23 protein-coding genes (1 of these 23 running past the window's edge) are annotated in these 26,329 nt (G+C 68.4%); 15 read left to right on the top strand and 8 right to left on the bottom strand.

Features of this window, described 5'->3' with window-relative positions:
• Nucleotides 1–68 precede the first annotated feature (68 nt).
• The 9 genes from D3869_RS27310 to D3869_RS27270 all read left to right on the top strand — a co-directional run bounded on the left by D3869_RS27310 (nucleotide 69) and on the right by D3869_RS27270 (nucleotide 10,084).
• Nucleotides 69–1,739, top strand: coding sequence for a long-chain-fatty-acid--CoA ligase (locus D3869_RS27310; protein ID WP_137142858.1), 1,671 nt, complete (start codon nucleotides 69–71; stop codon nucleotides 1,737–1,739).
• The gene (locus tag D3869_RS27305; protein WP_137142857.1) at nucleotides 1,736–2,800 is read left to right on the top strand and encodes a methionine ABC transporter ATP-binding protein; all 1,065 of its coding nucleotides are present in this window, start codon (nucleotides 1,736–1,738) and stop codon (nucleotides 2,798–2,800) included. Before D3869_RS27310 ends, D3869_RS27305 begins: the two co-directional genes overlap by 4 nt.
• Nucleotides 2,766–3,434, top strand: coding sequence for a methionine ABC transporter permease (locus D3869_RS27300; protein WP_137142856.1), 669 nt, complete (start codon nucleotides 2,766–2,768; stop codon nucleotides 3,432–3,434). Before D3869_RS27305 ends, D3869_RS27300 begins: the two co-directional genes overlap by 35 nt.
• A gap of 10 nt (nucleotides 3,435–3,444) precedes the next feature.
• On the top strand, nucleotides 3,445–4,245 hold the full coding sequence (locus D3869_RS27295; protein ID WP_094304190.1) for a MetQ/NlpA family ABC transporter substrate-binding protein: 801 nt from the start codon (nucleotides 3,445–3,447) through the stop codon (nucleotides 4,243–4,245).
• 169 nt (nucleotides 4,246–4,414) lie between these two features.
• Nucleotides 4,415–5,473: a GNAT family N-acetyltransferase gene (locus D3869_RS27290; RefSeq protein WP_137142855.1), complete on the top strand. Its 1,059-nt coding sequence runs from the start codon at nucleotides 4,415–4,417 to the stop codon at nucleotides 5,471–5,473.
• Between the two features lie 135 nt (nucleotides 5,474–5,608).
• Nucleotides 5,609–6,682, top strand: coding sequence for an aldose epimerase family protein (locus tag D3869_RS27285; RefSeq protein WP_137142854.1), 1,074 nt, complete (start codon nucleotides 5,609–5,611; stop codon nucleotides 6,680–6,682).
• Between the two features lie 42 nt (nucleotides 6,683–6,724).
• Nucleotides 6,725–8,230 carry a tagaturonate reductase gene (locus D3869_RS27280; protein WP_137142853.1) on the top strand — a complete coding sequence of 502 codons (1,506 nt, stop codon included), beginning with the start codon at nucleotides 6,725–6,727 and terminating at the stop codon, nucleotides 8,228–8,230.
• A 264-nt stretch (nucleotides 8,231–8,494) separates the two neighbouring features.
• Nucleotides 8,495–9,259, top strand: coding sequence for a molybdate ABC transporter substrate-binding protein (gene modA, locus D3869_RS27275; RefSeq protein WP_137142852.1), 765 nt, complete (start codon nucleotides 8,495–8,497; stop codon nucleotides 9,257–9,259).
• Between the two features lie 3 nt (nucleotides 9,260–9,262).
• Complete coding sequence (locus D3869_RS27270) at nucleotides 9,263–10,084, top strand: ABC transporter permease (RefSeq protein ID WP_137142851.1); 822 nt, start codon at nucleotides 9,263–9,265, stop codon at nucleotides 10,082–10,084.
• On the opposite strand, the gene D3869_RS27265 is transcribed toward D3869_RS27270, so the two are convergent.
• The 4 genes from D3869_RS27265 to D3869_RS27250 all read right to left on the bottom strand — a co-directional run bounded on the left by D3869_RS27265 (nucleotide 10,047) and on the right by D3869_RS27250 (nucleotide 14,687).
• Complete coding sequence (locus D3869_RS27265) at nucleotides 10,047–11,306, bottom strand: hypothetical protein (RefSeq protein ID WP_247896056.1); 1,260 nt, start codon at nucleotides 11,304–11,306, stop codon at nucleotides 10,047–10,049. The two genes, D3869_RS27270 and D3869_RS27265, sit on opposite strands and share 38 nt — an antisense overlap.
• A gap of 88 nt (nucleotides 11,307–11,394) precedes the next feature.
• Complete coding sequence (locus D3869_RS27260) at nucleotides 11,395–12,432, bottom strand: polysaccharide pyruvyl transferase family protein (RefSeq protein ID WP_137142849.1); 1,038 nt, start codon at nucleotides 12,430–12,432, stop codon at nucleotides 11,395–11,397.
• Nucleotides 12,433–12,656: 224 nt separating this feature from the next.
• On the bottom strand, nucleotides 12,657–14,180 hold the full coding sequence (locus D3869_RS27255) for a multicopper oxidase family protein (protein ID WP_175426641.1): 1,524 nt from the start codon (nucleotides 14,178–14,180) through the stop codon (nucleotides 12,657–12,659).
• 75 nt (nucleotides 14,181–14,255) lie between these two features.
• Nucleotides 14,256–14,687 (bottom strand): hypothetical protein, encoded by a 432-nt coding sequence (locus D3869_RS27250; RefSeq protein WP_247896062.1) that lies wholly within the window; start codon nucleotides 14,685–14,687, stop codon nucleotides 14,256–14,258.
• A gap of 158 nt (nucleotides 14,688–14,845) precedes the next feature.
• Between D3869_RS27250 and D3869_RS27245 the strand changes: the two genes are divergently transcribed.
• The 4 genes from D3869_RS27245 to D3869_RS27230 all read left to right on the top strand — a co-directional run bounded on the left by D3869_RS27245 (nucleotide 14,846) and on the right by D3869_RS27230 (nucleotide 20,922).
• Entirely contained in the window at nucleotides 14,846–15,562 is a 717-nt protein-coding gene (locus tag D3869_RS27245; protein ID WP_137142847.1) for a TetR/AcrR family transcriptional regulator, read from the top strand.
• Complete coding sequence (locus D3869_RS27240; protein WP_137142846.1) at nucleotides 15,552–16,748, top strand: efflux RND transporter periplasmic adaptor subunit; 1,197 nt, start codon at nucleotides 15,552–15,554, stop codon at nucleotides 16,746–16,748. The genes D3869_RS27245 and D3869_RS27240 overlap by 11 nt, the downstream gene beginning before the upstream one ends.
• Nucleotides 16,749–16,758: 10 nt before the next feature.
• Complete coding sequence (locus D3869_RS27235; protein ID WP_137142845.1) at nucleotides 16,759–19,836, top strand: MexW/MexI family multidrug efflux RND transporter permease subunit; 3,078 nt, start codon at nucleotides 16,759–16,761, stop codon at nucleotides 19,834–19,836.
• Nucleotides 19,837–20,253: 417 nt separating this feature from the next.
• A complete protein-coding gene (locus D3869_RS27230) occupies nucleotides 20,254–20,922 on the top strand; it encodes a hypothetical protein (protein ID WP_137142844.1) in 669 nt (222 codons plus the stop codon).
• A gap of 432 nt (nucleotides 20,923–21,354) precedes the next feature.
• Here D3869_RS27230 and D3869_RS27225 read toward each other — a convergent pair whose 3' ends face one another.
• A complete protein-coding gene (locus D3869_RS27225) occupies nucleotides 21,355–21,603 on the bottom strand; it encodes a helix-turn-helix domain-containing protein (RefSeq protein ID WP_137142843.1) in 249 nt (82 codons plus the stop codon).
• A gap of 269 nt (nucleotides 21,604–21,872) precedes the next feature.
• Nucleotides 21,873–22,721: an SDR family oxidoreductase gene (locus D3869_RS27220; protein ID WP_137142842.1), complete on the bottom strand. Its 849-nt coding sequence runs from the start codon at nucleotides 22,719–22,721 to the stop codon at nucleotides 21,873–21,875.
• Between the two features lie 115 nt (nucleotides 22,722–22,836).
• Here D3869_RS27220 and D3869_RS27215 point away from each other — a divergent pair, with 115 nt between their 5' ends.
• Nucleotides 22,837–23,265, top strand: coding sequence for a winged helix-turn-helix transcriptional regulator (locus D3869_RS27215; RefSeq protein WP_137142841.1), 429 nt, complete (start codon nucleotides 22,837–22,839; stop codon nucleotides 23,263–23,265).
• A 72-nt stretch (nucleotides 23,266–23,337) separates the two neighbouring features.
• Here D3869_RS27215 and D3869_RS27210 read toward each other — a convergent pair whose 3' ends face one another.
• The gene (locus D3869_RS27210) at nucleotides 23,338–24,807 is read right to left on the bottom strand and encodes a catalase (protein WP_137142840.1); all 1,470 of its coding nucleotides are present in this window, start codon (nucleotides 24,805–24,807) and stop codon (nucleotides 23,338–23,340) included.
• A gap of 115 nt (nucleotides 24,808–24,922) precedes the next feature.
• Here D3869_RS27210 and D3869_RS27205 point away from each other — a divergent pair, with 115 nt between their 5' ends.
• Nucleotides 24,923–25,858, top strand: coding sequence for a LysR substrate-binding domain-containing protein (locus tag D3869_RS27205; protein ID WP_137142839.1), 936 nt, complete (start codon nucleotides 24,923–24,925; stop codon nucleotides 25,856–25,858).
• On the opposite strand, the gene D3869_RS27200 is transcribed toward D3869_RS27205, so the two are convergent.
• Nucleotides 25,844–26,329 carry the 3' portion of a TrmH family RNA methyltransferase gene (locus D3869_RS27200; protein ID WP_137142838.1) on the bottom strand. 354 nt of this gene lie beyond the right edge of the window, so only the last 486 of its 840 coding nucleotides appear in the window; its start codon lies beyond the right edge, outside the window; the stop codon is at nucleotides 25,844–25,846. The two genes, D3869_RS27205 and D3869_RS27200, sit on opposite strands and share 15 nt — an antisense overlap.

The raw sequence follows: 26,329 nt of genomic DNA, 5'->3' as shown, positions 1-26,329 counted from the left end.
CTGCCCTCTGCCCATCCCCTCTCCCCGCCTGAAGGGGAGAGGGGCCTTTCTTTTCAGGAAGTTCCGTCATGACCGGCCCGTTCAGCCGCACCGCCTCGATCTTCGACCGCGGCCTCGCCCCCGACCCCGCGAACCACGTTCCGCTCAGCCCACTCAGCTTCCTGAAGCGCGCGGCGAAGGTCTATCCGGACAAGCCGGCCATCGTCCACGGCCGCCGGAGCATCACCTATGCGCAGTTCCTTGACCGGGTGCGGCGCTTCGCCGGGGCGCTGCTGCGGGCTGGGGTGGGGCGCGGCGACACGGTGTCGGTGCTGGCGCCCAACGTCCCGGCGCTGCTGGAGGCGCATTACGCGGTGCCACTGGCCGGGGCGGTCCTGAACGCGCTGAACACCCGGCTGGACGCCGCGGCCATCGCCTTCATCCTGGACCACAGCGAGACGAAGCTCCTCATTGTGGACCGCGAGCTGTCGCCGGTCGCCAAGGCGGCGCTCGCCCGGACGGAGCGCCCGATCACGGTGGTGGAGGTCGCCGACGAGCAGGTGCCCGACGCGCCGTCGCTGGGTGCCGTGGAGTATGAGGACTTCCTCACCGCCGCCGAGCCCGCCCCCTGGCGTGGGCCGGACGACGAGTGGCAGGCCATCGCGCTGAACTACACCAGCGGCACCACCGGCAACCCCAAGGGCGTCGTCTACCACCACCGCGGCGCCTATCTGAACGCGCTGGGCAACGCCTTCACCCTGAACGTCCGGCCCGAGAGCGTCTTCCTGTGGACGCTGCCGATGTTCCATTGCAACGGCTGGACCTACAGCTGGGCGGTCACCGCCGCGGGCGGCACCCATGTCTGCCTGCGCCGGGTGGAGCCGGCGGCGATCTTCGACGCCATCGCGGAGTTGGGCGTCACCCATCTGTGCGGCGCGCCGATCGTGCTGAACATGCTGATTCACGCCCCGGCGGCGGTGCGGCGGGCGGCCCCCCGCCGCGTCGTCGTGGGCACTGGCGGCGCCGCCCCTCCCTCCGCGGTCCTCGCCGGCATGGCGACGCTGGGCTTCGAGGTGGTGCACATGTACGGGCTGACCGAATGCTACGGCCCGGCCACCGTCTGCGCCCCGCAGAACGGCTGGGAGGCGTTGGACGCCGACGGGCTGGCGCTGCAGTTCGCCCGGCAGGGGGTGAACCACGTCGCGGTGGAGGACGCGACCGTGCTCGACCGCGAAACCGGCCGGCCGGTGCCCGCCGACGCGCAGTCCATCGGAGAGATCGCGCTGCGCGGCAACACGGTGATGAAGGGCTATCTGAAGAACCCCGCGGCGACCAAGGAGGCGCTGAAGGACGGCTGGTTCCGCACCGGGGACCTGGGCGTGCTGCATCCCGACGGCTATATCGAAGTCAAGGACCGCAGCAAGGACATCATCATATCCGGCGGCGAGAACATCTCGTCCCTGGAGGTGGAGGAAGCGTTGTACCGGCATCCCGCCGTTCTGGAGGCCGCAGTGGTCGCACGCCCCGACGACCGTTGGGGCGAGAGCCCCTGCGCCTTCGTGACGGTGAAGCCCGGCAGCGAACGCCCCTCTGAGTCCGACATAATTCAATGGTGCCGGGACCGCATTGCGCACTACAAGGTGCCGCGCACCGTTGTGTTCAGCGATCTGCCGAAGACATCGACCGGTAAAATCCAGAAGACCGTCCTGCGCGACGCGGCCCGCGATCTGGGCGCGCGTCGGGAGGCCAAGAGCGTATGATAACCTTCGAACAGCTTCAGAAAACCTACCCGTCCCGCGGCACCGGCCAGCCGGTCCAGGCGCTCGCCGACATCGACCTGACCATCGGTCGCGGCGAGATCTACGGCATCATCGGCCGTTCAGGCGCCGGCAAATCCACGCTGCTGCGCACCGTGAACCTGCTGGAGAAGCCGACCTCGGGCCGCGTGCTGGTCGACGGGGTGGACGTCACCGCCCTGTCGCCGCGCGAGCTGCGCGAGGCGCGGCACAGCATCGGCATGATCTTCCAGCACTTCAACCTGCTGTCCTCGCGCACGGTGTTCGACAACGTCGCCCTGCCGCTGGAGCTGGCCGGGGTGGCCAAGGCACAGATCCGTGAAACGGTGGAGCCGCTGCTCGACCTCGTCGGCCTCACCGACAAGCGCGACCGCTACCCGGCGGAGCTGTCGGGCGGGCAGAAGCAGCGCGTCGGCATCGCCCGCGCGCTGGCCAGCAAGCCCAAGGTGCTGCTGTCGGACGAGGCGACCTCCGCGCTGGACCCGGAGACGACGACCCAGATCCTCCACCTGCTGGCCGACATCAACAAGCGGCTGGGGCTGACCATCGTCCTGATCACCCACGAGATCGCCGTCATCAAGGAAATCTGCCACAAGGTGGCGGTGATGGAGAACGGGCGGATCATCGAACAGGGGCCGGTCTTCGACATCTTCGCGCACCCCAAGCACGAGACGACGAAGACCTTCGTCGATCCGGTCATCAACCGCGGCATCCCGGACAGCTTGCGCGCCCGCCTGTCGGCGACGCCGGTTCCGGGGTCGAACATGGTGCTGCGCATCACCTTCACGGGCGAGCGCGCGACCTCCCCGGTGATCAGCGCGATCAGCCGCAAGCTGAACCTGGACCTGAACATCTGGCACGGCCAGATCGACGAGATCCAGGGCGCGCCCTTCGGAACGCTGGTGGTGGAGGCCATCGGCAACCCGCAGTCCATCGAGGCGGCCATCAGCCTCCTGAACGTCAACAAGCTCGGTGTCGAGGTGCTCGGTCATGCTGTCCCCGGAAATCTACGCGCTGCTGTTTAAGGCGCTTCTCGACACGCTCTACATGGTGGCGGTGTCGGGCCTCCTGGGCACGGCGCTGGGCCTTCCGCTGGGCGTGCTCCTGGCCGTCACCGGCCGGGGGGAGCTGCTGCAGAACCTCACCTTCAACCGGATCGCCGGCGTGCTGGTGAACATGACGCGCTCCACCCCCTTCATCATCCTGGTGGTAGCGATCATCCCCTTCACCCGGATGATCGCCGGCACCTCCATCGGCACCGCCGCGGCCATCGTGCCGCTGACGGTCGCCGCCGTGCCCTTCATTGCCCGCATCGTCGAGGGCGCCGTGCGCGAGGTCGACCGCGGCCTGATCGAGGCGGCGCAGTCCATGGGCGCCACGCCCTTCCAGATCATCCGCAAGGTCCTGCTGCCGGAGGCGATGCCCGCCATCGCGCTGGGCCTGACGCTGTCGGTGGTCAGCCTGATCGGCTATTCGGCCATGGTGGGTGCTGTCGGCGGCGGCGGCCTGGGCGACCTCGGCATCCGCTACGGCTACCAGCGCTTCCTGCCGGAGGTCATGCTGGCGGTGGTGATCGTGCTGATCGTGCTGGTGCAGATCGTTCAATCGACGGGCGACTGGATCGCCCGCCGCGTCAACAAACGCAACCTGAAGTCCTGAGGAGTTGGAGATGTTCCGTACCCGTGTGCTCGGCGCGGCCTTTGGTCTGGTGGCCGGCATCGCGACCCTGGCGACCGCCGTCGGCGCGTCGGCCGAAGCCCTGAAGATCGGCGTCACCCCCGGCCCGCACGGCCAGATCCTTGAAAAGGTGAAGCCGCTGGCCGCCAAGGAGGGCCTCGACCTGACGGTGCTGGAGTTCTCCGACTACGTCATCCCGAACCAGGCGCTGGCCCAGGGCGACCTGAACGCCAACTCCTTCCAGCACCAGCCCTACCTGGACAACCAGGTGAAGGACCGTGGCTATGAGCTGGTCAGCGTCGCCAAGACGGTGATCTTCCCGATGGGCGTCTACTCGAAGAAGGTGAAGAGCCTGGACGAGCTGCCCGACGGCGCCAAGATCTCCATCCCCAACGACCCGACCAACGGCGGCCGCGCCCTGCTGCTGCTCCAGGCCAAGGGGCTGATCAAGGTGAAGGAGAGCGCCGGCCTGAAGGCGTCGCCGCTCGACATCTCCGACAACCCGAAGAAGCTGCAGATCCTGGAGCTGGACGCCGCCCAGCTTCCGCGCTCGCTGGACGATGTGACCGTGGCGGTCATCAACACCAACTTCGCCATGGAGTCCGGCCTGGACCCGAACAAGGACGCCATCGCCCGCGAGGCCAGCGAGAGCCCCTACGCCAACGTCATCGCCGTCCGCAAGGCCGACCAGGACAAGCCGTGGGTCGCCACGCTGGTGAAGGTGTACCAGAGCGACGAGGTGAAGCAGTTCATCCTCGACCGCTTCAAGGGCGCGGTGGTCCCGGCTTGGTAACTGCCGGGTAGGACAGCCCTTTCCTGTGTTCCGCGAATTGCCCCGGCCCGGTCGACGGGCCGGGGCAACGTCTGGGCCCCTCGGCTTGCGACGATCCGACACAGCCCTGGAGCGTGGCGACACACCACACACTCCCGCGCTCCGTGCATCGGTTCCGCCGAGGGTGTTCATGACCGCTTCCGCTCTGCCCGCGTTCGATATTCTTCCCTTCGACCCGCACAGCGCTCCGCCGGAGCTGTGGGCGGAGCGGCATGTTTTCCGCCGGGCGCGGCACGCGCAGTCCGGCGCGGACGATCTCCCGCCCTCCGACGCCTGGTTCGAAGCGATCGAACGGCAGCCGAGCGCCTTCGGACGCAATGTCCACTGGGTCGCTCGGGCGGAGGGGCGAATCGTCGGCATCGTCTACGCCTTCCTGCCCAACCCCGACCAGCCGGACATCCGGGCGGCGCTGCCCCACCTGCACGCCGACGGCTTCGTGCTGAAGGAGTGGCGGCGCCGGGGGATCGGCCGCCGACTGCTGGCGGAAATCCACGGCCTGATGACCGCGCACGGGAAGAACCTGCTGACCCTGGTCACCGAAGAGGCGGACGGCCACGGCTTCCTCCGCGCCATCGGGGCCGACGAACGGCTGCGATCGGTGGACAGCCGGCTGGCGCTGGACAGCGTCGATTGGGCGATGGTGGAGGATTGGCACGCGGCAATGCCCCTTGCGGTCCCCGGCTTGACGGAAACCATCCACGCCGGCGAGGTCCCGGACGCGGAATTCGAAGCGATCCTGCCGCTGCACAACGCCCTGCTGCCCGATCTGCCGCGCGACCGGCTGGACCAGCCGCTGATCCCAGTGACGATGGCGATGGCCATGGAATGGAAGCGCAACGTCCAGTTCCAGCAGGTGGAGCACCACATGATCGTGCTGCGCGATGCCGACGGGTCGGTGATCGGCTTCAGCGACGTTTTCTGGCACCCGGAGATGACCGACCGGGTCCATCAGATCGTCACCGGCGTGCGCCGTGACCGGCGCGGGCTGGGGGTGGGCAAGGGGCTGAAGGCCGCCTTGCTGCGGCATGTCCGTTCCGCCCGGCCCTCCGTCCGGCTGATGATCACCCGCAACGCGGCGACGAACGGGCCGATGCTGGCGATCAACCGCCGCCTCGGCTACGCGGAGCACAAGATTCTCCGAACCCACCAGATCGACGTCGCGGCGCTGGGCGCAGCCCTGGCCCGCTGACGCCGCCAAGCCGTCGACGTGCGGCAAAAGCGCCCGCTCCCGCGGCGGGCGCCTTTCTCCTTCCGCCCCGGATACTGATATATTAATATATCCAATATCCTTCCGGCATCCTCCGGTCCAAGGGGCACCCACGCCATGACGCCTTATGCCGACCTCCGGCGCGAGGATTTCCGCGCCACCATCGACGGCACGCCGACCGACCTGTTCACCCTGCGGAACCGCCGGGGCATGGCCGTCCGCATCACCAATTATGGCTGCAAGATCGTCCAGATCCTGGCGCCCGACCGCGACGGCGCCCTCGGCGACGTGGTGCAGGGCTACGAGACGCTGGAGCAGACGATGGCCGGCCAGCCCTCCATGGGCTCCTTCATCGGGCGCTATTGCGGGCGCATCGGCGGCGGACGCTTCACGCTGGACGGGGTGGAGCACCGCACCGCCGTCAACGCGCCGCCCAACACGCTGCACGGCGGCCAGCGCGGCTCGCGCTTCCGCACCTTCAACGCGCGTCAATTGGACGAAACGAGCCTGGAACTGACCTATGTCTTCGAGGATGGGGAGGAGGGCTTCCCCGGCACCCTGCCCGTCCGGCTGGTCTATGCGCTGGACGAGGACAACGCCCTGACCATCGCCTGGACCGCCGTCGCGGCGGACAAGGCAACCGTGGCGAACTTCACCGACCACAGCTTCTTCAACCTGTCGGGCGACGCCGGGTCGTCCATCCTCGACCATGTGGCGACGGTCAACGGCAGCCGCTATCTGGCGCTCGACGCCACCGCCGTCCCCACCGGGGAGCTTGTGGACGTGACCGGCACGCCCCTCGACTTCCGCAGCCCCGCCGCCTTCGGCGCGCGGATCGGCGCCGACCACCCGATGCTGGCACTCGGCAAGGGCTACGACCTGCACTACGCGGTGGACAAGCCGGAGGGCGCGCTGGGGCTGCACGCCCGCGTCGTCCATCCGGGCAGCGGGCGGGTGCTGGAGGTCCTCTCAACGGAACCGGGCGTGCAGGTCTACACCGGCAATTTCCTCGACGGCCAGACGCCGCGCGACCTCGGCAAAGGCGGCACGCTCTACACCCGGCACAGCGCCTTCTGCCTGGAGCCGTCGCACTTCCCCAACGCCGTCAACATCCCGTCCTTCCCCTCCACCGCTCTGGCCCCCGGCCAGTGGTACACGGGCCGCATCGTCTACCGCTTCGGCGTCGCCTGAATCCCCGGCCAGCGCAATCCGATTCCCAAAGGACTCTCCGTCATGCCTCTTCTCTCCCGTGAATCGCTCGCCGCCGGCGCCTTCGATGTGGCGCACACGGCGGGCGCCCCGCGCCTGCCCGTCACCGTCCTTCAGATCGGCGACGGCAACTTCCTGCGCGGCTTCGTCGATTGGATGGTGGACGTCGCCAACGGCGCCGGGCTGATGAGCGCCGGGGTCGCCGTCGCCCAGCCGCTGGACCAGGGCGTCGCCGGCCTGCTGAACGCGCAGGAGGGGCTCTACACCGTTCTGCTGCGCGGCATCGAGCAAGGCAAGGAGGTCGAATCCCGCCGGGTGGTGAGCTGCGTGTCCGACGCGCTGAACCCCTACGCCGCGTGGGACCGCATGCTGGCGCTCGCCACCGCACCGGCGCTGCGCTTCCTGGTGTCCAACACGACGGAGGCCGGCATTGCCGACGTGGCGGAGCCCTACACCCCCGGCGCCTGCCAGCAGAGCTTCCCGGCCAAGGTCGCGGCGCTGCTGCACGCCCGCTTCACCGCGCTGGGCGGCACGCCGGAGAGCGGCCTCGTCCTGCTGCCCTGCGAGCTGATCGAGGCCAACGGCGCCAAGCTGAAGCGGATCGTTCTGGCCCACGCCAAGCGCTGGGGCCTGGAATCCGGCTTCGCCGCCTGGGTCGAGGCGCACAACCACTTCCTGAACACGCTGGTCGACCGCATCGTACCCGGCCACCCGCGCGACGAGGCCGCGGCGCTCGCCGCCGCATGGGGCTATGAGGACCCGCTGGCCGTGGCCGGCGAGCCCTTCCACGTCTGGGTCATCGAAGGCCCGGCGGCCCTGGCCGAGGAGTTCCCGCTGCACAAGGCCGGGCTGAACGTGGTCTGGACCGACGACCTGCAGCCCTACCGCACGCGCAAGGTGCGCATCCTCAACGGCGCCCACACCGCCAGCGCCCTCGCCGCCTTCGTGGCGGGGGTGGACACGGTGAAGGGCATGATGGACGACGCCACCCTGTCCGCCTACCTGAACACGGTGATGTTTGGGGAGATCGTCCCCTTCGTGCCCCTGCCCGACGCCGAGCGCCAGGATTACGCCCGCACCATCATGGAGCGCTTCGGCAACCCCTACATCCGGCACGAGCTGATCGCCATTTCGCTGAACTCGGTGTCGAAGTGGCAGGTGCGCGTCCTGCCCAGCCTGAAGGACTACGCCGCCGCCCATGGCGAGGCGCCGGACGGCCTGTCCTTCTCGCTGGCCGCCCTGCTGCGCTTCTACAAGGGCACGCGGACGGCGGACGGTGCCTGCACCGGCAACCGCGACGCCGGCCCCTACCCGATCCGCGACGACGCGGCGGTGCTGACGGCGCTGTCCGGCGCCTGGGCGGCGCATGGCGGCGTCCCGGCGGCGCTGGTGGACGCGGTGCTGTCCAACGCCGCGCTGTGGGGCGAGGACCTGACCCGCATCCCCGGTCTGGCGCACCGCACCGCCGCCCATCTGGCGGTGATCGAGGAGCGCGGCATGCGCGGCGCTTTGGAAGCGTTGGTGAGCTGAGTCAGAAGCCCTCTCCCCTCCGGGGAGAGGGTGGCCCGCAGGGCCGGTGAGGGGGTTGCGCGTGGCGCTAACGTCCGGCAAGCGTGCACCCCCCTCACCCTTAACCCTCTCCCCAGGGGGGAGAGGGGAACGCTCAATGCCCTCACAACCGCTATATACCTTCGCGTACAACGGCCTGTTGACAGCGTCCACCCAGCGCAGTATCCGAACCGATACAGCGTCGGGCGAGTCACCATTCCGCAACGAACCGAAGGAACCGTGCCCATGCGTTTGACAGCCCTCGCCCTCGCCTTCGGGCTGCTGGCTCTCCAGACCGCCGCCCAGACCGCCGCGGCGGCCCAGGACCTCCACGCCTATGTCGGCGCCGGCCTCCGCCCGCCGGTTGAGGCGCTGATCGAGGCGTTCCGCAAGGAGACGGGAATCACCGTGACGGCCGAATACGGCGGGTCGGGCCAGCTTCTCGCCCGCTTCGACGAGACGAGGGCCGGCGACCTGTTCATCCCCGGCACGACCTTCTACACCGACAAGCTGAAGGAACTGGATGCCGTCGCCGACCTCAAGGTGCTGGTGGTGCACGGCCCGGTGCTGGCGGTGGCGCCGGGCAAGGCCGAGGCGATCCGCAGCGTCGCCGACCTCGCCAAGCCGGGCGTCCGCGTCGGGCTGGGCGACCCGCAGGCGATGGCGCTGGGCCGCACGGCGGAGGACATCCTGAACAAGTCCGGCCAGGGCGAGGCGATCCGCCGCAACGTCACCGTCCGCGCCGCGACCGTGAAGCAGCTCGCCCTCTATGTGCTGGACGGCAACGTGGACGCCGCCATCATCGGCGCGTCGGAGGCGGCGCAGAACCCGGGCAAGCTGTCCGTCATCGCCATTCCGCCAGAGTGGTACGAGGCCGAATACGCCCCCGTCGCCGTGCTGAAGACCAGCGCCGCGCCGGACGCCGCCAAGCGCTTCGCGGATTTCCTGGCCTCGGACGCCGGCCTCGCCACCTTCCAGCGCTTCGGCTTCCCGCCCGCCCCGAAGATGTGACGGATGGGCTTTGCCGCCCTCCTCGCCCTGCCGCTCGCCGTCGTCGCGCTGACGATCGCGGGCGTGCTGGTCGCCTTGCTGGCCCGCCTGCCCCCGGGCGACCTCCGGGCCGCACTGACCAGCGTGGAAACGCTGTTCGCGCTGCGGCTGTCGGCGCTGACCTCCGTCGCGGCGCTGGGGATCGCGCTGGTCCTCGGCATGCCGGCGGCCTACCTGATGGCGCGGCGGCGTTTTCCGGGGAAGCTCCTGCTCGACACGCTGCTCGACGTGCCGCTGGTCATGCCGCCGCTGGTCGCCGGGCTGGGTCTGCTGTTCCTGCTCGGGCGCAACGGGCCATTCCCGGAGCTGGGAATGGAGTTGCTGTTCTCTCCCGCGGGTGTGGTGGTGGCTTTGGCCTTCGTGTCCACGGCGGTCGTGGTGCGCACCGCCACGGCCGCTTTCCGGTCCGTCGACCGGAGCTGCGCCATCGCGGCGCAGTCGCTGGGCGCCTCCCCCTGGACCGTGTTCTGGCGGGTGGAGCTGCCGCTGGCCGCCAGGGGCATCGCGGCGGGGGCCGTGCTGGCCTGGGCGCGGGCGCTGGGCGAGTTCGGCGCCACGCTGATGGTCGCCGGGGCCACCCGCATGAAGACCGAAACGCTGCCCATGGCCGTCTTCCTCAACATCGCCACCGGGGAGACCGGCATCGCCGTGGCCTGCGCCATCCTGCTGCTGGCGGCCGCTTTGCTGATGCTGGTGGCGATGCGGCTGCTCGGCGCGCGACGGGACGGCCGGCTACGGAACGAACAGCTCAGCCGCGGGTCCGCAGCCGGTTGCGGACCCGCTTGAGCGGCTGCTTCAGCTCCATCGCGTCGAGCAGCCCCACCGCCGCCTGCCGCAGCGAGGCGGCGGCGCCCTTCACCGCCCGGACAGGACGGGGTTCGGAGGAGCCACCCTCGGATTGGCCAAAATCCGGCTGGATGGCGCGCACCCGCTCCTTCAGCCGCTCCAGCCACTCTCCCTCCACCGCGTTCTGGCGGGCGTAGTCGAGGATGGAGCGCAGCTCCGCCGCCTGCGGCTCGTTGCGCACCGGGATGCCGGCGATGCGGGTCGGGTCCAGCGGCCCGTCGAAGCAGTCCGGGGCGATCACCCCGGCGGCGGCGAAGTTCATCCGGGTGCGCACGCATTTCTCGCACACGCCGCAGTTCCGGAATTGCTCCGCCCCCTCCCAGCAGACGCGCAGGGAGCGCACCGCCTCCGGATGGACGGCAACCGCCGCCGCCTTCTCCGTCCGGGAATAGGCGGCGCCGTCATGGACGATGGAGAAGCCGTCGCCGGACAGCAGATGGTCGGCGATCGGCGTGGTGCCGTAGGGGATGACCAGCGCGTCGTACGGCTTGGTGCTGCCGATCAGCCCGAACTCGAACTCCGCCTCGTGGAGGTGCAGGCAGGCCGCCAGTTCCGCCGCGTGGGAATCCTGCCAGTTCTGGAGATGCAGCTCCTTGCTGTTGGTGCGCACCACGCGCAGGTCCAGCCCGACCAGTTCGCGGAAGGGCCGGGTGCGCTCGACCAGCCGCTCGAAATCCTCGGACCGGTCCAGTTCCACGTCGAAACCGTGCACCATGAGAAGCGCGCCGACACTGTGGCGGCGTTCCGGCGGCAGGAGAAGCCGGTGGCGCAGGATGGTGAAGGTGCTGTCCAGCCCGCCGGAATAGGCGGCGATGGCCCGCCGCCCCGGCTTGGGCGCGGTGCGGTCGACGACCGTCTCCGGGATGATCTCCACCGTCCGATAGCGGTCGGGACGCCAGCGCCGCCACACTCCCTGAAGCGCGTCGATGTTGTGCAGCGCCGTGCGGGTCAGCGGCCCGTGCACATGGACGGGAAGTCCCCGCTCCATGGCGTGGAACAGGACGGCCATCACCGTCCCGTCCATCGGCCGGTCCGCCGCCGTTCCGGCCGGGTCCTCGAACTCGTAGACCACGCGGTGCCGACGGCGGGCGCCGTCCTCGGACAGCAGGACGGTGCGGCGGACCAGACCGCCGCTTGCCGTCTCCTCGACTCCGATGTGCAACCCCCTGCCCGCCATGCCCGCCGACGCCCTCTTCAGCCCGTGTTCCGGGATGACAGACGGATGCGGGGCGCAAACGTTCCCGGAGGTCTCAGCGTTTCCAATCGGCGAGCCAGCTGTCGATGTAGTTGGTCAGCTTGCCGTAGGAGTTGTCGCGCACCTGCACCGGCAACCCCATCATCAGGGCGAGCAGCATCCCGTGCAGGCGGTTGGTGACCACGGCGTTGGCCGCGCCGAAATGCGCGACGGCCTTGCGGACCAGCCGGTCGCGGATGGGGTACCAGCCGCGCAGCGGGTCGGCGGGCAACGGCACCGCGTCGTCCAGCCGGATCAGCCGGGCGGCCAGCGCGAAGCCGGCGAAATCCTCCGGCCCGCACAGATCCTCCCAGTCGAAGACCGGCGAGTCCTGGCGCAGCCAGTGGCGCCCCGCGCATTCCTGGTCGCGCCGGGCCATGACGAGCAGGGTCGTGTCGTGGGCCGGGCGCACAGGCGTCAGCCGCGTCGGGTAGCGCGTCAGGTAGTGGGCGAGGTCCGGCACCTGGATCGCCCGCTCCCCGAGAAAGGGCCGCACCAGATCGAGCGACGGCGCGTCGCGCGCCATGAAGACCAGATTGCGGTGGGCCGCCCAGCGCTTCATGTCATGGCGCAGCCGGTCGCGGTCGCGGTAGTAGACGGTCTGCGGCAGCAGAACGACGCGGCTGGACGGAAAGCTCTCCAGCACCTTCTGCCGGAACGTCTCGTGATGGGGGTAGAGGTCGCCGAAATTGCCGCCGCCGTGCAGCAGGATCGCTGCCTGCCCGTCGCGCTGGCGGCGCAGCAGGCGCCGGGCGTTGCCCAGCGTCACCCGCTCGCGGATCTCCACCCCGCCGTCGGTGAAGAGGGTTTCCGCCGCCTGGTTGATCAGCAGGTCCCCGACATTGAGATGGACCGGAATGTCCGCATAGACGGCCGGCCCGCTGCCCAGATGCGGAAGCACCAGGTCCCGCACCCGCAGCGACAGCGCCTCCAGGGCCGCAAGATCCGGGTCCAGCCACAGGTCCGCCGCACCGGCGGCACCGCCGGCGGACCCGCCACCAGACCCGGCGGCCGAGCGCCCCCCGGCACCGCCGTCATAACACCACGTATCCATGGCCAATGGCCGCCCCCGCAGAAGATTGGTCCCGGAACATTGGTTGCCGCCCCCGGAGATGGAAGAGAAGTGACACGTCCCGGTCCAATGTGAATGGGAGTGATGCGTGAAAGTTCGCTCCCAAAGGAATGCGCCTGGATGTGCCGGTTTCATCCGTCCGAACCGGCGCGGAGCGTTTGCGGTACCCGTTCCGGCGCGGTCGGGCCGCGCCGGAATCTTCGTGTTCATATGGTTTGTTCACACACCAGTTCGGTCATCATCCCCGTCGCCATGTGCAAAAGATTGTGGCAGTGCAACGGCCAGCGCCCCGGATTGTCGGCGTCGAAGGCGATGGTGGCGGACCCGTTCATCGGCACCAGCACCGTGTCGCGCACCGCCCCGGCCAGTGCCGTCCCGTTGAGCGCGGTCACCTGGAAATGCTGGCCGTGCAGATGCATCGGGTGCGCCATCGGGCTTTCGTTGACCATGGTGATGCTCACCCGCTGCCCCTTGCGGACGGTCAGCGGCCGGTGCTCGCCGAAGGGGCGGTCGTCGATGGTCCAGGCATAGGGGGCCATGCCGCCGGTCAGCCGGATGGTGAAGGCCGCGCCCACCGGGCGCTGCGACAGGGGGTCGAGCGCCGTCAGCCGCCGCTCCAGCGACAGGTCCACCGGTCCGGCGGCGCCGTCCGCGAGGACGGCGGTCTTGCCCACCGGCGCGCCGGGGGTGGCGAGGATGACGCCGGTGCGCTGGCGTTCGCCCTCCCGCTGCGCCAGGATGGGGAAGGCGCCGCCCCCGGCGGGAAGCTGGACGAGGATGTCCAGCCGCTGGCCCATGACCATGCCGAAGCGCCGCCCGGTCACCGGCTGGACCGGGTTGCCGTCCGCCGCGACCACCGTGCCGTCGAGGGCGCCGAGGTCGATGTGGAAGGCCGTCGAGGTCGCCCCGTTGATCAGCCGCAGCCGGACCCGCCCGCCGCGCTCCACCCGCACCACCTCCGGGTCGTCGAGCGTGCGGTCGTTGGCGAGGTAGGCGTCGTACTCCACGTCGTTGAGGTCCATGGCGGCCATGGGCATGCCGCCCATGCCCGTCATGTTCGCGTGGTCCATCATCGGCATGGCGCCGCCATGGCCGCCGTGGCCGCCTCCATGTCCCCCGCCATGCCCGCCATCGTGACCGCCGCCGTGATCCATCCCGCCATGATTCATGGTGCCGCCGGTCAGCCCGGCGAGCACCTGGGCAGGGTCCTTGAAGGTGAAATCGTGCAGCAGCACGGTGACCTCCTGCGCGTCCGCGCGCCGGTCTTCGGCGGTGCGGACGATCAGCGGGGCCGCCATCAGCCGCTGCTCCTGAAGGCCGTGGTGCGAGTGCATCCAGTGGGTGCCGGGCCGCGGCTCGAAGTCGTAGTCCTGGCTGGCGCCGTCGCGGATCAGCGGGCGGTTCGCGTCGGCCACGCCGTCCTGGGCGTAGGGCGGGGTCATGCCGTGCCAGTGGATGACCGCGTCCTCCCCCGCCCGGTTCGCCAGATCGACCCGGAAGCGCTGCCCCGGATCGAGGAACAGGCCGGAGGTGCCGTCCGGCTGGCGAATGCCGAAGACGGAGGCGGGCTTGCCCATCACCTCCAGCACCCTCCGCTCGACGGCTAGTCGGAGGGGAGCCTCGGCCCGCGCCGGGCGCACGGCCGCGGGGATGAGGGCGGACAGGCCGCCCAGCGCGGCGACCGACGCCGCGGACTCCAGGAAACGGCGGCGGGTTTGAAGAATCGTCATGATGCAATGGTCCGTTTTCGGGAAATGCCGGCCCTTGGCGCGCCACGAAGACGCGGCCCGGGCGTGGATGTCCGGTCAAACGGCCAGGCGTGGTGGTCTGAGGGCGGGGGGCGGGCCGATTCCCTCCGGAAGCAGGCCGGTCGGCCGGAAGGGCGCGGACGCACGGAGCGGCGGCGTCGGGAAGGCCGCCGTGGCGGCGATGCCCGACAGCATCATCGGACAGGCGCCACCGCAGGACAGACCGTTCCTCCCCGCGCAGGCGTCGTCCGACGGCGGCGCGTGGTCGGCATCGCCCATCCAGACGGCGTTGGCCGGCGGAGAAGCCGAGGATGCGGCATGGTTCTGTCCATGGGCGCCGGCATGGATGTGGGCCTGCGCTGGGGACGGCGCGAACAGCGCCAGCGCGGCCAGCAGCAGCAGCGCCGCCATCAGCCGCCCCATCGGCACCGATCCGACAAGGGTGCATCCACCCCGCGCCATCGTCGTTTCCCGCTCCTGCATCGGCATCACACCGCACAGTTTCCACCTTCCAGCGGCGGGAAGGTCAAGCGCTAATTCGCGCCTCGCACGCCGCTCCGATGACCACCATGGACAGCCCCGCCGCGCCGTGGTATCTCCGGCCCGAACAAAGTGAGTTAGTACTCACTTATGCCATAAGGTTAATCATGGGACGGTTGGACAACTCGGCCCGGCGCGCGGCGATCATCGACGCGGCCCTTCCGCTGTTCGCGCGCAAGGGCTTCGCCACCACCACGACCAAGGAGATCGCGCAGGCCGCCGGCGTGTCGGAGGCGCTGATCTTCAAGCATTTCCCCAGCAAGGCCGCCCTCTACGAGGCGATCTTCCGCTCCTGCGTGGACGGGGACGAGGATCTGGCGAAGCTGCTGGCGATGCCGCCCAGCACGGAGACGCTCGCCGCCTACGTCCAGGCGATGGTGAGCTGCTACGCCAGCGAGCTGCCGAGCGACCGCGACATCATGCTCCCCCGCTTCCGGCTCTATTTCATGAGCCTGCTGGAGGACGGGGAGTTCGCCCATATGGTGCGCCGCTGGATGTCGGAGCACATCGCGCCGCCCTTCGTGGCGTCGCTGCGCGCCGCCCGCGACGCCGGCGACCTCATCCCCTCGGCCCCGGTGACGGAAAACGCCTTCTGGCTGTCCGAAATGCTGGGCTCGACCCTGGCGACCGTTCACCTGCCGCCGACGCCGCTCGTCCCTTCCCTGGCCGAGCCGCGGCGCACCGTTCGCGACGCGGTCGCCTTCATCCTCCGCGGCCTCGGCCTGAAGGAGGAGGCGGTCGCCCTTTACACGTCATCATTGCATTGCACCCAATCAACAGAACCAGAACCGACCCGTTCGAGAGAGGCTGATCGTGACGAGTGACATCAACCATTCCGCTCACGCGCCGGAGCGGACCACCGCACGCCGTCCGGTCACCCGCGGGCGGCTGGCGTTCCGCATCATCATTATGGCCGTCATCCTGGCCGTGCTGTTCGGCGGCCTGTACGCCTTCAACAACTTCCGCAACAAGGCCATCGCCGACTTCTTCGCCGGCAACAAGCCGCCGCCGACCCCCGTCTCGGTCGCCGAGGCGACGGCCCAGTCCGTTCCCAAATACACAACCGCCATCGGCACCCTGACCGCCAGCCGGCAGGTCACCGTGGCGCCGGAGGTGGTCGGGCGCGTGACCCAGATCTTCTTCGAATCGGGCGCCAGCGTGAAGGCCGGCGCTCCGCTGGTGCAGCTCAACGACGCTCCGGACCAGGCCGACCTGCTGGCCTACCGCGCCCAGGCGAAGCTGGCCGAGAACAACCTGCAGCGCGCCCGCAACCTGCTGCGCAACCAGGCCGGCCCGCAGGTCACCGTGGACCAGAACCAGGCCCAGCTCGACGAGGCCAACGCCAACATCAAGAAGACCGAGGCGCTGATCGCCCAGAAGCTGATCCGCGCCCCCTTCGACGGCGAACTGGGCATCCGGCAGGTCAATGTCGGCGAGTATGTCAGCGCCGGCGGCCCCGTCGTCACGCTGACCGACCTGACCAACCTGTTCGTCGACTTCACCCTGCCCGAGCAGGCGCTGAGCCAGATCCGCGTCGGCCAGCCGGTGCTGATCTCCGCCGACGCCGCCCCCGGCGCCAACTTCGACGCGGTGATCTCGACCATCGAGCCGCAGGTCAGCCCGGACACCCGCGCCATCAAGGTGCGCGCCACGCTGAAGAACCCGGAGCGCAAGCTGCTGCCCGGCATGTTCGCCAACATCCGCGTCGTCCAGCCGCCGGCCGCGAACCGCATCGTCATTCCGGAAACCGCGGTGGACTACACGGTCTACGGCGACAGCGTCTTCGTCGTCGCCGCCCAGAAGGACGCCGAGGGCAAGGACGGCCACGTCGCCAACCGCGTCCCGGTGAAGACCGGCGACCGCTTCGACGGCAAGGTGGAGATCCTCGACGGGGTCAAGCCCGGCGACCGGGTGGTGTCCTCCGGCCAGCTCAAGCTGAACAACGGCGCCGCCGTGGTGCCGACGGAAGCGAGCGCGCTGGTGCCGCCGCAGACCGTTCCGCGCAACTGAGGACCCGGCCATGTCATTCACCGACATCTTCATCCGACGGCCGGTCCTGGCTCTGGTGGTCAGCCTGCTGATCCTGCTGGTCGGCGTCCGCTCGCTGACGGATCTGCCGATCCGGCAGTATCCGGAGCTTCAGAACACCGTCATCACCATCACCACCTCCTACCCCGGCGCCTCTCCCGACCTGATGCAGGGCTTCATCACGACGCCCATCGAGCAGGCGGTGGCGACGGCGGAAGGCATCGACTACATCACCTCCTCCTCCACCCAGGGGGTGAGCCTCGTCACCGCCTATATCCGGCTGAACTTCAACCCCAACGTCGCGATGACCGACGTGATGTCGAAGGTGCAGCAGGTCAAATACCAGCTTCCGCGCGAGGCCAACGACCCCGTGATCCTGAAGTCCACGGGCGAGACGACCTCCATCCTCTACATGGGCTTCGCCAGCCCGGAGCTGTCCGGGGCGGCCATCTCCGACTACCTGACGCGCGTCGTGCAGCCGCTGCTGTCCACCGTGTCCGGCGTGGCCGAGGCGCAGATCCTGGGCGGGCAGACCTTCGCCATGCGCGTCTGGCTCGACCCCGACCGGATGGCCGCGCGCAACATCGCCGCCGCCGACGTGCGGGCGGCGATCCAGGCCAACAACTACCAGTCGGCCCCCGGGCAATCGAAGGGCGTCTTCGTCGTCTCCAACATCACCACCAACACCGGCCTGACCGACGTCGAGCAGTTCCGGCAGATGGTGGTGAAGTCCAAGGACGGCGCTCTGGTCCGCATGAAGGACATCGCCGAGATCGAACTGGGCGCGCAAAGCTCCAACGCCAGCGTGTCGATGAACGGCCAGCAGGCGATCTTCATCGGCATCAACTCCACGCCGACCGGCAACCCGCTGACCATCGTGGAGGACATCCGCAAGCTGGTGCCGGAGCTGGAGCGCAACCTGCCGCCGTCGCTGAAGATGGAGATCGTCTACGACTCCACCCGCTTCATCCAGGCCTCCATCGACGAGGTGCAGAAGACGCTGCTGGAAGCGGTCGGTATCGTCATCGTGGTGATCTTCCTGTTCCTGGGCTCCTTCCGCTCGGTGCTGATCCCCATCGTGACGATCCCGCTGTCCATCGTGGGCGCCGCGACGATCATGCTGGCGATGGGCTTCAGCCTGAACCTGCTGACGCTGCTCGCCATGGTGCTGGCCATCGGCCTCGTGGTGGACGACGCCATCGTGGTGGTGGAGAACGTCCACCGCCACCTGGAGGAGGGAAAATCGCCCGTCGAATCCGCGCTGATCGGCGCGCGGGAGATCATCGGGCCGATCATCTCGATGACCATCACGCTGGCCGCCGTGTACGCCCCCATCGGCTTCCTCGGCGGGCTGACCGGCGCGCTGTTCCGCGAGTTCGCCTTCACGCTGGCGGGATCGGTGATTATCTCCGGCGTGGTGGCGCTGACGCTGTCGCCGATGATGTGCTCGCTCCTGCTGACCCGCGACATGAACGAGGGCCGCTTCGCCCGCTTCGTCGACCGGACCTTCGAGAAGCTGTCCGGCTGGTACGGGCGGCGTCTGGGCGGCGCGCTGGACTACCGGGCGGCGACCCTGCTGTTCGGCTTCGGAGTCCTGCTCAGCGTCGGCTTCCTCTTCGCCAACACCATGTCGGAGCTGGCGCCGGAGGAGGACCAGGGCATCCTGTTCGGCATCACCAAGGGGCCGCAGTACGCCAACCTCGACTACATGGACGCCTACGGGCGCGAGATGGACGAGGTGTTCACCCACTATCCGGAGACCGACACCCGCTTCGTGCTGAACGGCCTGCCGACGCTGACCCAGGGCTTCGCCGGCATGATCCTGAAGCCGTGGGACGAGCGCACCCGCAGCGCCAAGGAGCTTCAGCCGCTGGTCCAGGCCGATCTCGGCAAGGTGTCCGGCACGCAGGTGTTCCTGGTGTCGCCGCCGGCCCTGCCCGGCTCCACCGGCGGCCTGCCGGTGCAGATGGTCATCAACAGCCCCGGCGATTACCAGACCATCTTCAACGCCATGGAGCGGATCAAGGCCGCCGCCATGGAAAGCGGCATGTTCATCGTCACCGACAGCGACCTGCAGTTCAACAGCCCGGTCGTCCGGCTGCACGTCGACCGCTCCAAGGCGGCCGACCTCGGCCTGTCCATGCAGTCGATCGGCGACACGCTGGCGGTCCTGGTCGGCGGCAACTACGTCAACCGCTTCAACCTGAACGGCCGCTCCTACGAGGTCATCCCGCAGGTGCCGCGCGACAAGCGCCTGACGCCGGAGACGCTGACCCGCTACTACGTCACGGCGGGCAACGGCGCGCAAATCCCGCTGTCCACCGTCGTCTCGATCGAGATGGCGACGGAGCCGAACGCCCTGACCAAGTACAACCAGCTTCCCTCCGCGACCTTCTCCGCGGTGCCGATGCCGGGCGTGACGATGGGCCAGGCCGTGGAGTTCCTGGAGCGGCAGGCCCGCGAGGTCCTGCCCGCCGGCTTCGGCCACTCCTATCTGTCGGAATCGCGCCAGTACGTGACCGAGGGCAACCAGCTCATGGTCACCTTCGCCTTCGCGCTGGTGGTGATCTATCTGGTGCTGGCCGCGCAGTTCGAATCGCTGCGCGACCCGCTGGTGATCCTGATCTCCGTGCCGATGTCGATCTGCGGCGCGCTGCTGCCGCTGTTCTTCGGCCTGTCCACCATGAACATCTACACCCAGGTGGGTCTGGTGACGCTGATCGGCCTGATCAGCAAGCACGGCATCCTGATGGTGGAGTTCGCCCGCGAGATGCAGATCAACGAACGGGTGGACCGCCGCACCGCCATCGAGCACGCGGCCCGCGTCCGCTTGCGCCCGATCCTGATGACCACGGCGGCGATGGTGGTGGGCCTCCTGCCGCTGCTGACCGCCGCCGGCGCCGGTGCCGCCAGCCGCTTCTCCATCGGTCTGGTGATCGTGTCGGGCATGCTGATCGGCACGCTGTTCACGCTGTTCGTCCTGCCGGCGGTCTACACCGTGCTGGCCAAGGACCACTACGCGGCGTCGGTCTCCCGCCGCGCGCGGGAGATCGCGGCGGCTTCGCAGTAAGCGTCGTCAGACCGTAGCCTCTCAAAAAAAGCCCCCCTCGCCTTGCACGGGCGAGGGGGGCTTTTTTGGCATTAGGTGACAAACATCACCGCGGTTCTTTCCTACCAAATCGGCTTCCACAGCAATGTTTGCGTAGCCTAGCGACGCGACGCTGGCCCGCATTCGAGTCGGGCAGAAACCGGCTCGTCATTCCTCACCACTGTTTCCGAGTCGTACGCTTGTTCACAAGAGCGCTACATTCAGGGTTACCCATTTAGGCCAGAATGTGGCGCGACTTAGCGCCAGCACATCGAAGGCATATGCCTTTAAGCATATTTTATCGCCGCAAGCCGCGCCAAGGCGGTTGGCGCCGGTAGCTGCGCGCTACCAGAATAACAGCGCATTGACTCGGGCGGTTGTGTCCGGTATCAATTCCTTATGAACGACACGCCCCCGCTAGACACGACTCTCAATCAGATATTGTCTGCGCATGTGCGCATTCGCTCCGACCTGCGCCTGCAGGTCGAGCGTATCAGCGTGCGAGAACAAGAGTTGAAGTCACAGCTCGAGGAGTGCCTTGCGCAGCGGGCAAAAATTCAAGAGCAAGAGCGCGCTCTAGACACTACAGAGGCGTTGTATCGCAAGATGCTCGGAACGAACGCCGCAGGCGGCGTTGGGCAGCTGGCTATATCCATAGCGATTGGGGGTAAAGACACTGCGGTTGAAAATACAAAGCCGCCGCGCGCTCGGATTGGTCCGCAACGCTACCAGATGTTTATTGCGCTGCGCACGCTCGGAAGCCTTACCCGCCACGAAATAGCTGATGCCACGAATCTGTCTGAGAAGCGCGTGCGTGATCAGATGGTTTCCGACCTGCAGTTGGGTTTTGTGGCCGAAAGTGGAGCGGAAGAGAAGCTGAGTCTGACACCAGCGGGCTTGTCGCTACTTGAACGCTTTGAGGCTTATCAGAAACTCAGAGGAAAAAAACTCGCCCAGCTCGGCGACGCAACGGATGATGCAGACGAGCAGGCTGAGACCGATAGCGACGAGATAGGCGTGCAGACTATGCCCCCCTCGTCGTTGCTCAATGACACTTGGAAGGAGTGATCTCTCAACGGAGATGACATAACCGTCGCTCTTAGGTCCCCGGCGGAACAGGGGGATCGGGAGCCTGACAAGGAGGGAATAGGCCCCCTCGTTGTCAGGTCCCAAAGCCTAACGCCAAATGACGAAAGGGTTGTCGGTGGACGTGACCCGCCCCGCCGACGTAGCCGATGGAAGTCCCCTTGCGAGGTCCGTCAGCCACCACAGCTTGGATACTCGCATGAAATGGCTCCTGTTGGCAAGGGTCAACGATAAGGAGTTACGTTCATGCTTACCGTTAATCTGCGCGTCCGCGTGCGTTCGTACACCCGCTTCCGGTTCGGTCGCCCTGAGATCGTCTGCCGACACACGCGACGTTGGCCTCGGCGCTAGTTCCCGCCGTTAGCGGAGTTGTCCCAGCGACTGCGGGGTAGCTCCGCCCACCCAATAATAGCCTCAACTGGCAGCCACTGGCATCCCGTCAAAACGGATGCCAGTGGCATTTCCCGCTTCGTTGGTCAGGCAGGAAATGCCTGCGCTTTCCAGCGCTTTCCGGATTGCTTCCAAATTGTTGGCAATCGGAACACGTCTGCCTTTCTCGAAGTCGCGAACTGTCGATAGCGAAACGTTTGCACGTTTTGCCAAATCATCCTGCGACCAATCCAACCATCCACGCGCGGCGCGGCTCTGCTCCGGTGTCAGCATTAGGAAAATGTAACGACATCACGAACTGGCGTCAATGCCAACGAAAAGCGTTGATGGCTCCGTTATGTCTCGGCATTTCCTCTTTTCCGCAACCGCTTGGATCATTTCGCTCCGTACGGTGCTGCGCATGGAAAATGCCGAGGCATGGGACCGTTCCCGCATACCCTGCACTAACACCAGCGGCTTGCCGGTGCAGATGGTCATCAATAGCGCTGTCGTCTAGCTACACGTCGACCTCTCTAAGACGTCTTTCTGTTGCCGCCCCACCGTTACCGGGGCAAGACCGCAGCCACGGCGGCGGAGAGCGGCGTGGTCGAGCGCCCGATCAGCGCGGAAAGCTGGCGCCCGTCGTCGAACAGCGCGCCCTTCGACGCGTCGGCGTCCCAGGAGGCGATGCCCTTCGCAAAGGCCTCGGGAAGGCCGAAGCCGGCCAGGATCGCCGCATAGTCCGCTTCCGGCAGGTTCCGGTAGGGGATGTCCTTGCCGGACTGGCGGGAGATTTCCGCGGCAAGGTCGGCCAGAGTCACCGCCTCGTCCCCGGCCAGCTCGTAGGTCTTGCCCTCATGGCCGGTGCCGGTCAGCACCGCCACCGCCGCGTCGGCGTAGTCGGCGCGCGTGGCCGAGGAGATCCGCCCCTCGCCGGCGCTGCCGATGAAGGCGCCCCCGGCCAGCGCCGCACCGACCGAACCGGTGTGGTTCTCGGTGTACCAGCCGTTGCGCAGGATCGTGAAGGGGATGCCCGACGCCGTGATGTCCGCCTCGGTCGCCCGGTGCTCCTCGGCGAGGCTCAGCGGCGAGCGGTCGGCGTGGAGCAGGCTGGTGTAGACGATCCGGCCGACGCCCGCCGCCTTCGCGGCGTTGACGACGTTGCGGTGCTGCGCCGCCCGCTGCCCGATCTCGTTCGACGAGATCAGCAGCAGCGTGTCGACGCCGGCCAGCGCGCGGGCGAGCGCGTCGGGATTGCCGTAATCGGCTTCGCGGGCCTCGACCCCCAGATCGGCGGTCTTGGCGGGGGAGCGCACCAGGGCGACGATGCCGGAGGCCGGAACCGTCTCCTTCAGGCGGGCGATGACGAGGCGGCCAAGCTGGCCGGTGGCACCGGTGACGGCGATGGTCATGGTCGGGTGTCCCGTTTGCGGTTGGGTGATGCCCACTACCTAAACCACTTACTTACTTTTCGTAAGTACGTACATAAATGTAAGTGTGAAGATTCCTGGTGGAAGAAGGACGGCCATGCCGGAACCGGACGATGACTACATTCCGCTGCCGCTGTCGGAGCGGATGCAGCGCGGCGACCTGATGGCCGCGGCCTGCCCCTCGCGGGAGGTGCTGAAGCACGTCACCAGCCGCTGGGGCGTGCTGGTCCTGATCGCCCTGGAAAGCGGAACGCTGCGCTTCAGCGAACTCCGCCGCACCATCGGCGGGGTCAGCGAACGGATGCTCGCCCAGACGCTGCAATGGCTGGAGGGCGACGGGCTGGTCAAGCGCACCGCCCATGACGTGGTGCCGCCCCATGTCGACTACAGCCTGACGCCGTTGGGACGGGAAGCCGCCGAGAAGGTGCGCCTCCTCGCCGACTGGATCGAATTCAACCTGCCGCGCATCGCCGAGGGCTGGACGAGCCGGCAGCACGAGGGACGGCAAAACACCGCGGCCGACTGACCCGTCCCACAAAAAAAGCCGCCGGACGCGAGGGGGTGCGTCCGGCGGTGCCGAGTGTTCGGGAGCTGGGCCTCAGCCGGCCACGGCAGCCTCTTCAGGCTGTGCCGCCGCCGCCACCCCCAGCCGCTTCGCGACGCCCGCGCCATAGGCGGGGTCCGCCGCGAAGAAGTGCGCCAACTGCCGCCGCTGGATGAAGAGCGGCGCCTCTCCCAGCGAGTTGGCGATGGTGTCCATCAGCCGCTCCTGCGCCTCCGCCCCGATCAGGCGGAACAGCGCGCCGGCCTGGGCGTAGTCGTCGTTGCCCTCGCGGTGGTCATAGCGGGCGGCGTCGCCGGCGATGCGCAGCGGCGGTTCGGCCACCGCGCGGTTCTGCACCGGCCCGCCGAAGCTGTTCGGCTCGTAGTTCGGGCTGCTACCGCCGTTGCCGTCGAAGCGCATGGCGCCGTCGCGCTGGTGGTTGCGGACCTCCGCGGCGTGCGGGCGGTTGACGGGCAGCGCCTGATGGTTGGCGCCCAGCCGGTAGCGGTGCGCGTCGGCGTAGGCGAACAGGCGTCCTTGCAGCATCTTGTCCGGACTGAAGGAAATGCCGGGCACCACGTTGGCCGGGCTGAAGGCGGCCTGCTCGACCTCGGCGAAGTAGTTCTCCGGGTTGCGGTTCAGCACCAGCTCGCCGATCTCGACCAGCGGGTAATCGGCGTGCGGCCACACCTTGGTCACGTCGAACGGGTTGATGCGGTAGGCGTGGGCCTCGACCTCCGGCATGATCTGCACCGAGACGGTCCAAGCCGGGAAATCACCGTCGCGGATGGCGGCGAACAGATCGCGGGTGGCGTGGTCGGGATCGACGCCGGCCATGCGCACCGCCTGATCCGCCGTGAAGTTCTGGATGCCCTGGCGGGTTTTGAAGTGGTACTTGACCCAGAAGCGCTCGCCCGCCGCGTTGATCCACGAGAAGGTGTGGCTGGAGAAGCCGTCCATGTGGCGGTAGCCGCGCGGCGTGCCCCGGTCGCTGAACAGGATCGTCAGCTGGTGCATCGTCTCCGGCGACAGGGAGAAGAAATCCCAGACCGCCGTCGGGTCCTTCAGGTTGGTCGCCGGGTTGCGCTTCTGCGTGTGGATGAAGTCGGGGAACTTCAGCGGGTCGCGGATGAAGAAGACCGGCGTGTTGTTGCCGACCAGATCGTAGTTGCCGTCCTCGGTGTAGAACTTGAGGGCGAAGCCGCGCGGGTCGCGCTCGGCGTCGGCGGAGCCCTTCTCGCCGCCGACGGTGGAGAAGCGCAGGAACACCTCCGTCTCCTTGCCGACCGCCGACAGGAATTTGGCCGCGGTGTAGGGCGTCACGTCGCGGGTCACCCGGAAGACACCATAGGCGCCGGCCCCCTTGGCATGGACCACCCGCTCCGGGATGCGTTCGCGGTTGAAGTGGGCCAGCTTCTCGATCAGGTGGAAATCCTGCATCAGCACCGGACCGCGCGGGCCGGCGGTCAGCGAATTCTGGTTGTCGACGACGGGGATGCCGGCGGCAGTGGTCAGGGTGCTCATGGCTCAACTCCTTGCGTTTCTTATCAGTTGCCGCGTCCGCTTTGCCCCCTGGTTATCCCGCCGCTTCGTTGATATATCCAAGACATCGTTTCAAATGCTTCGATAGTCTGAACCTATGAATCTCGCCGGTCTGTCCCTTCGCGATCTGGAATATGTGGTGGCGGTGGCCGAGCAGCGGCATTTCGGCAAGGCGGCGGAGCGCTGCTCGGTCAGCCAGCCATCGCTGAGCGCGCAGATCCGCAAGCTCGAAGACCTTCTCGGCATCCCCCTGTTCGAGCGGACGAGCCGCCGCGTGCTGCCCACCCCGCAGGGGGAGGTGGTGATCCGCCAGGCCCGCGTCGTCCTGGAGGAGGCGCGCCGCCTGCTGGCGCTGGCCCGTGGGACGGCGGGGGCCCTGCACGGTCCGCTCGCCATCGCGGCGATCCAGACGCTGGGGCCGTACCTGTTCCCCCATGTCCTGCCGGCGATGCGCCGGCACCTGCCCGAGGTCCAGCTCGTCCTGTCCGAAGGCCGCACCGACGGCCTGCTGGAGGAGTTGCGGGAGGGGCGGCTCGACGCGGTCCTGCTCGCCCTGCCCGTCGAGGCGGAAGGGCTGACCTGCGACGCCCTGTTCTTCGAACCCTTCGTGCTCGCCCACCCCGCCGGCCACCGGCTGGAAAGCCTGCCCTCCATCGCCCTGGCCGACCTTGACCCCGGCGAGCTGGTGCTGCTTGAGGAAGGGCACTGCCTGCGCGATCAGGCGCTGGCCGCCTGCGGCGCCACCACCCGCGGCATGCGCCACGCCACCGGGCTGGAGACGCTGCGCCACATGGTCGCCAGCGGCACCGGCTACACCCTGATGCCGCGCCTCGCCACCGGCAACGGGGAGGCGGCGACGGTGGGCGGTCTGGTCGCCTACCGCGACTTCCAGGGCGACCCGCCGGGCCGGGTCATCGGCTTGGTCTGGCGGGCCAGCGACCCGCGCGCCGCCGGCTTCCGCGCGCTCGCCCAAAGCCTGCGCGACGCCACCCCGCCCGGCCTGCGCCGGATCGACGGCTCAGCCGACGCCTGACTCCGGCTCCGCCATGAAGGCGAGGTGGTGCAGGACGATCCCGCTGGTCGTGGCGACGTTCAGGGAATCGAAATCCGGCGCCATGGGAATGCGCACCGTCCGTGTCCGCTCCAGCACGGAAGCCGGCAGCCCCGGCCCCTCCGACCCCAGGAGCAGCGCCGCGCGCTCCGGACGGCGCAGGGCCGCCAGAGGGACCGCCCCCGCCGGGCTCAGCGAGAGGACGGCGAAGCCGTGCCGCTCCAGCAGGGCGACCGGATCGGTTCCCGCCGGAATTCGCACAAAGGGCACCCGCAGCGCCGCCCCGACCGACACGCGGATGGCCTTGCGGTAAAGCGGGTCGCAGCAGCCGGAATCGAGCAGCACCGCGTCCACCCCGAAGGCCGCCGCGTTGCGGAAGATGCCTCCCACATTGTCGTGGTTGCCGATCCCGCAGAGCACCAGCACGGTCGCCCGTGCTCCCAGCCCGGCCAG

Source organism: Azospirillum brasilense, assembly GCF_005222205.1.
GTDB classification, from domain to species: Bacteria; Pseudomonadota; Alphaproteobacteria; order Azospirillales; family Azospirillaceae; genus Azospirillum; species Azospirillum brasilense_G.
This window is presented reverse-complemented; position numbering and strand designations above follow the sequence as displayed.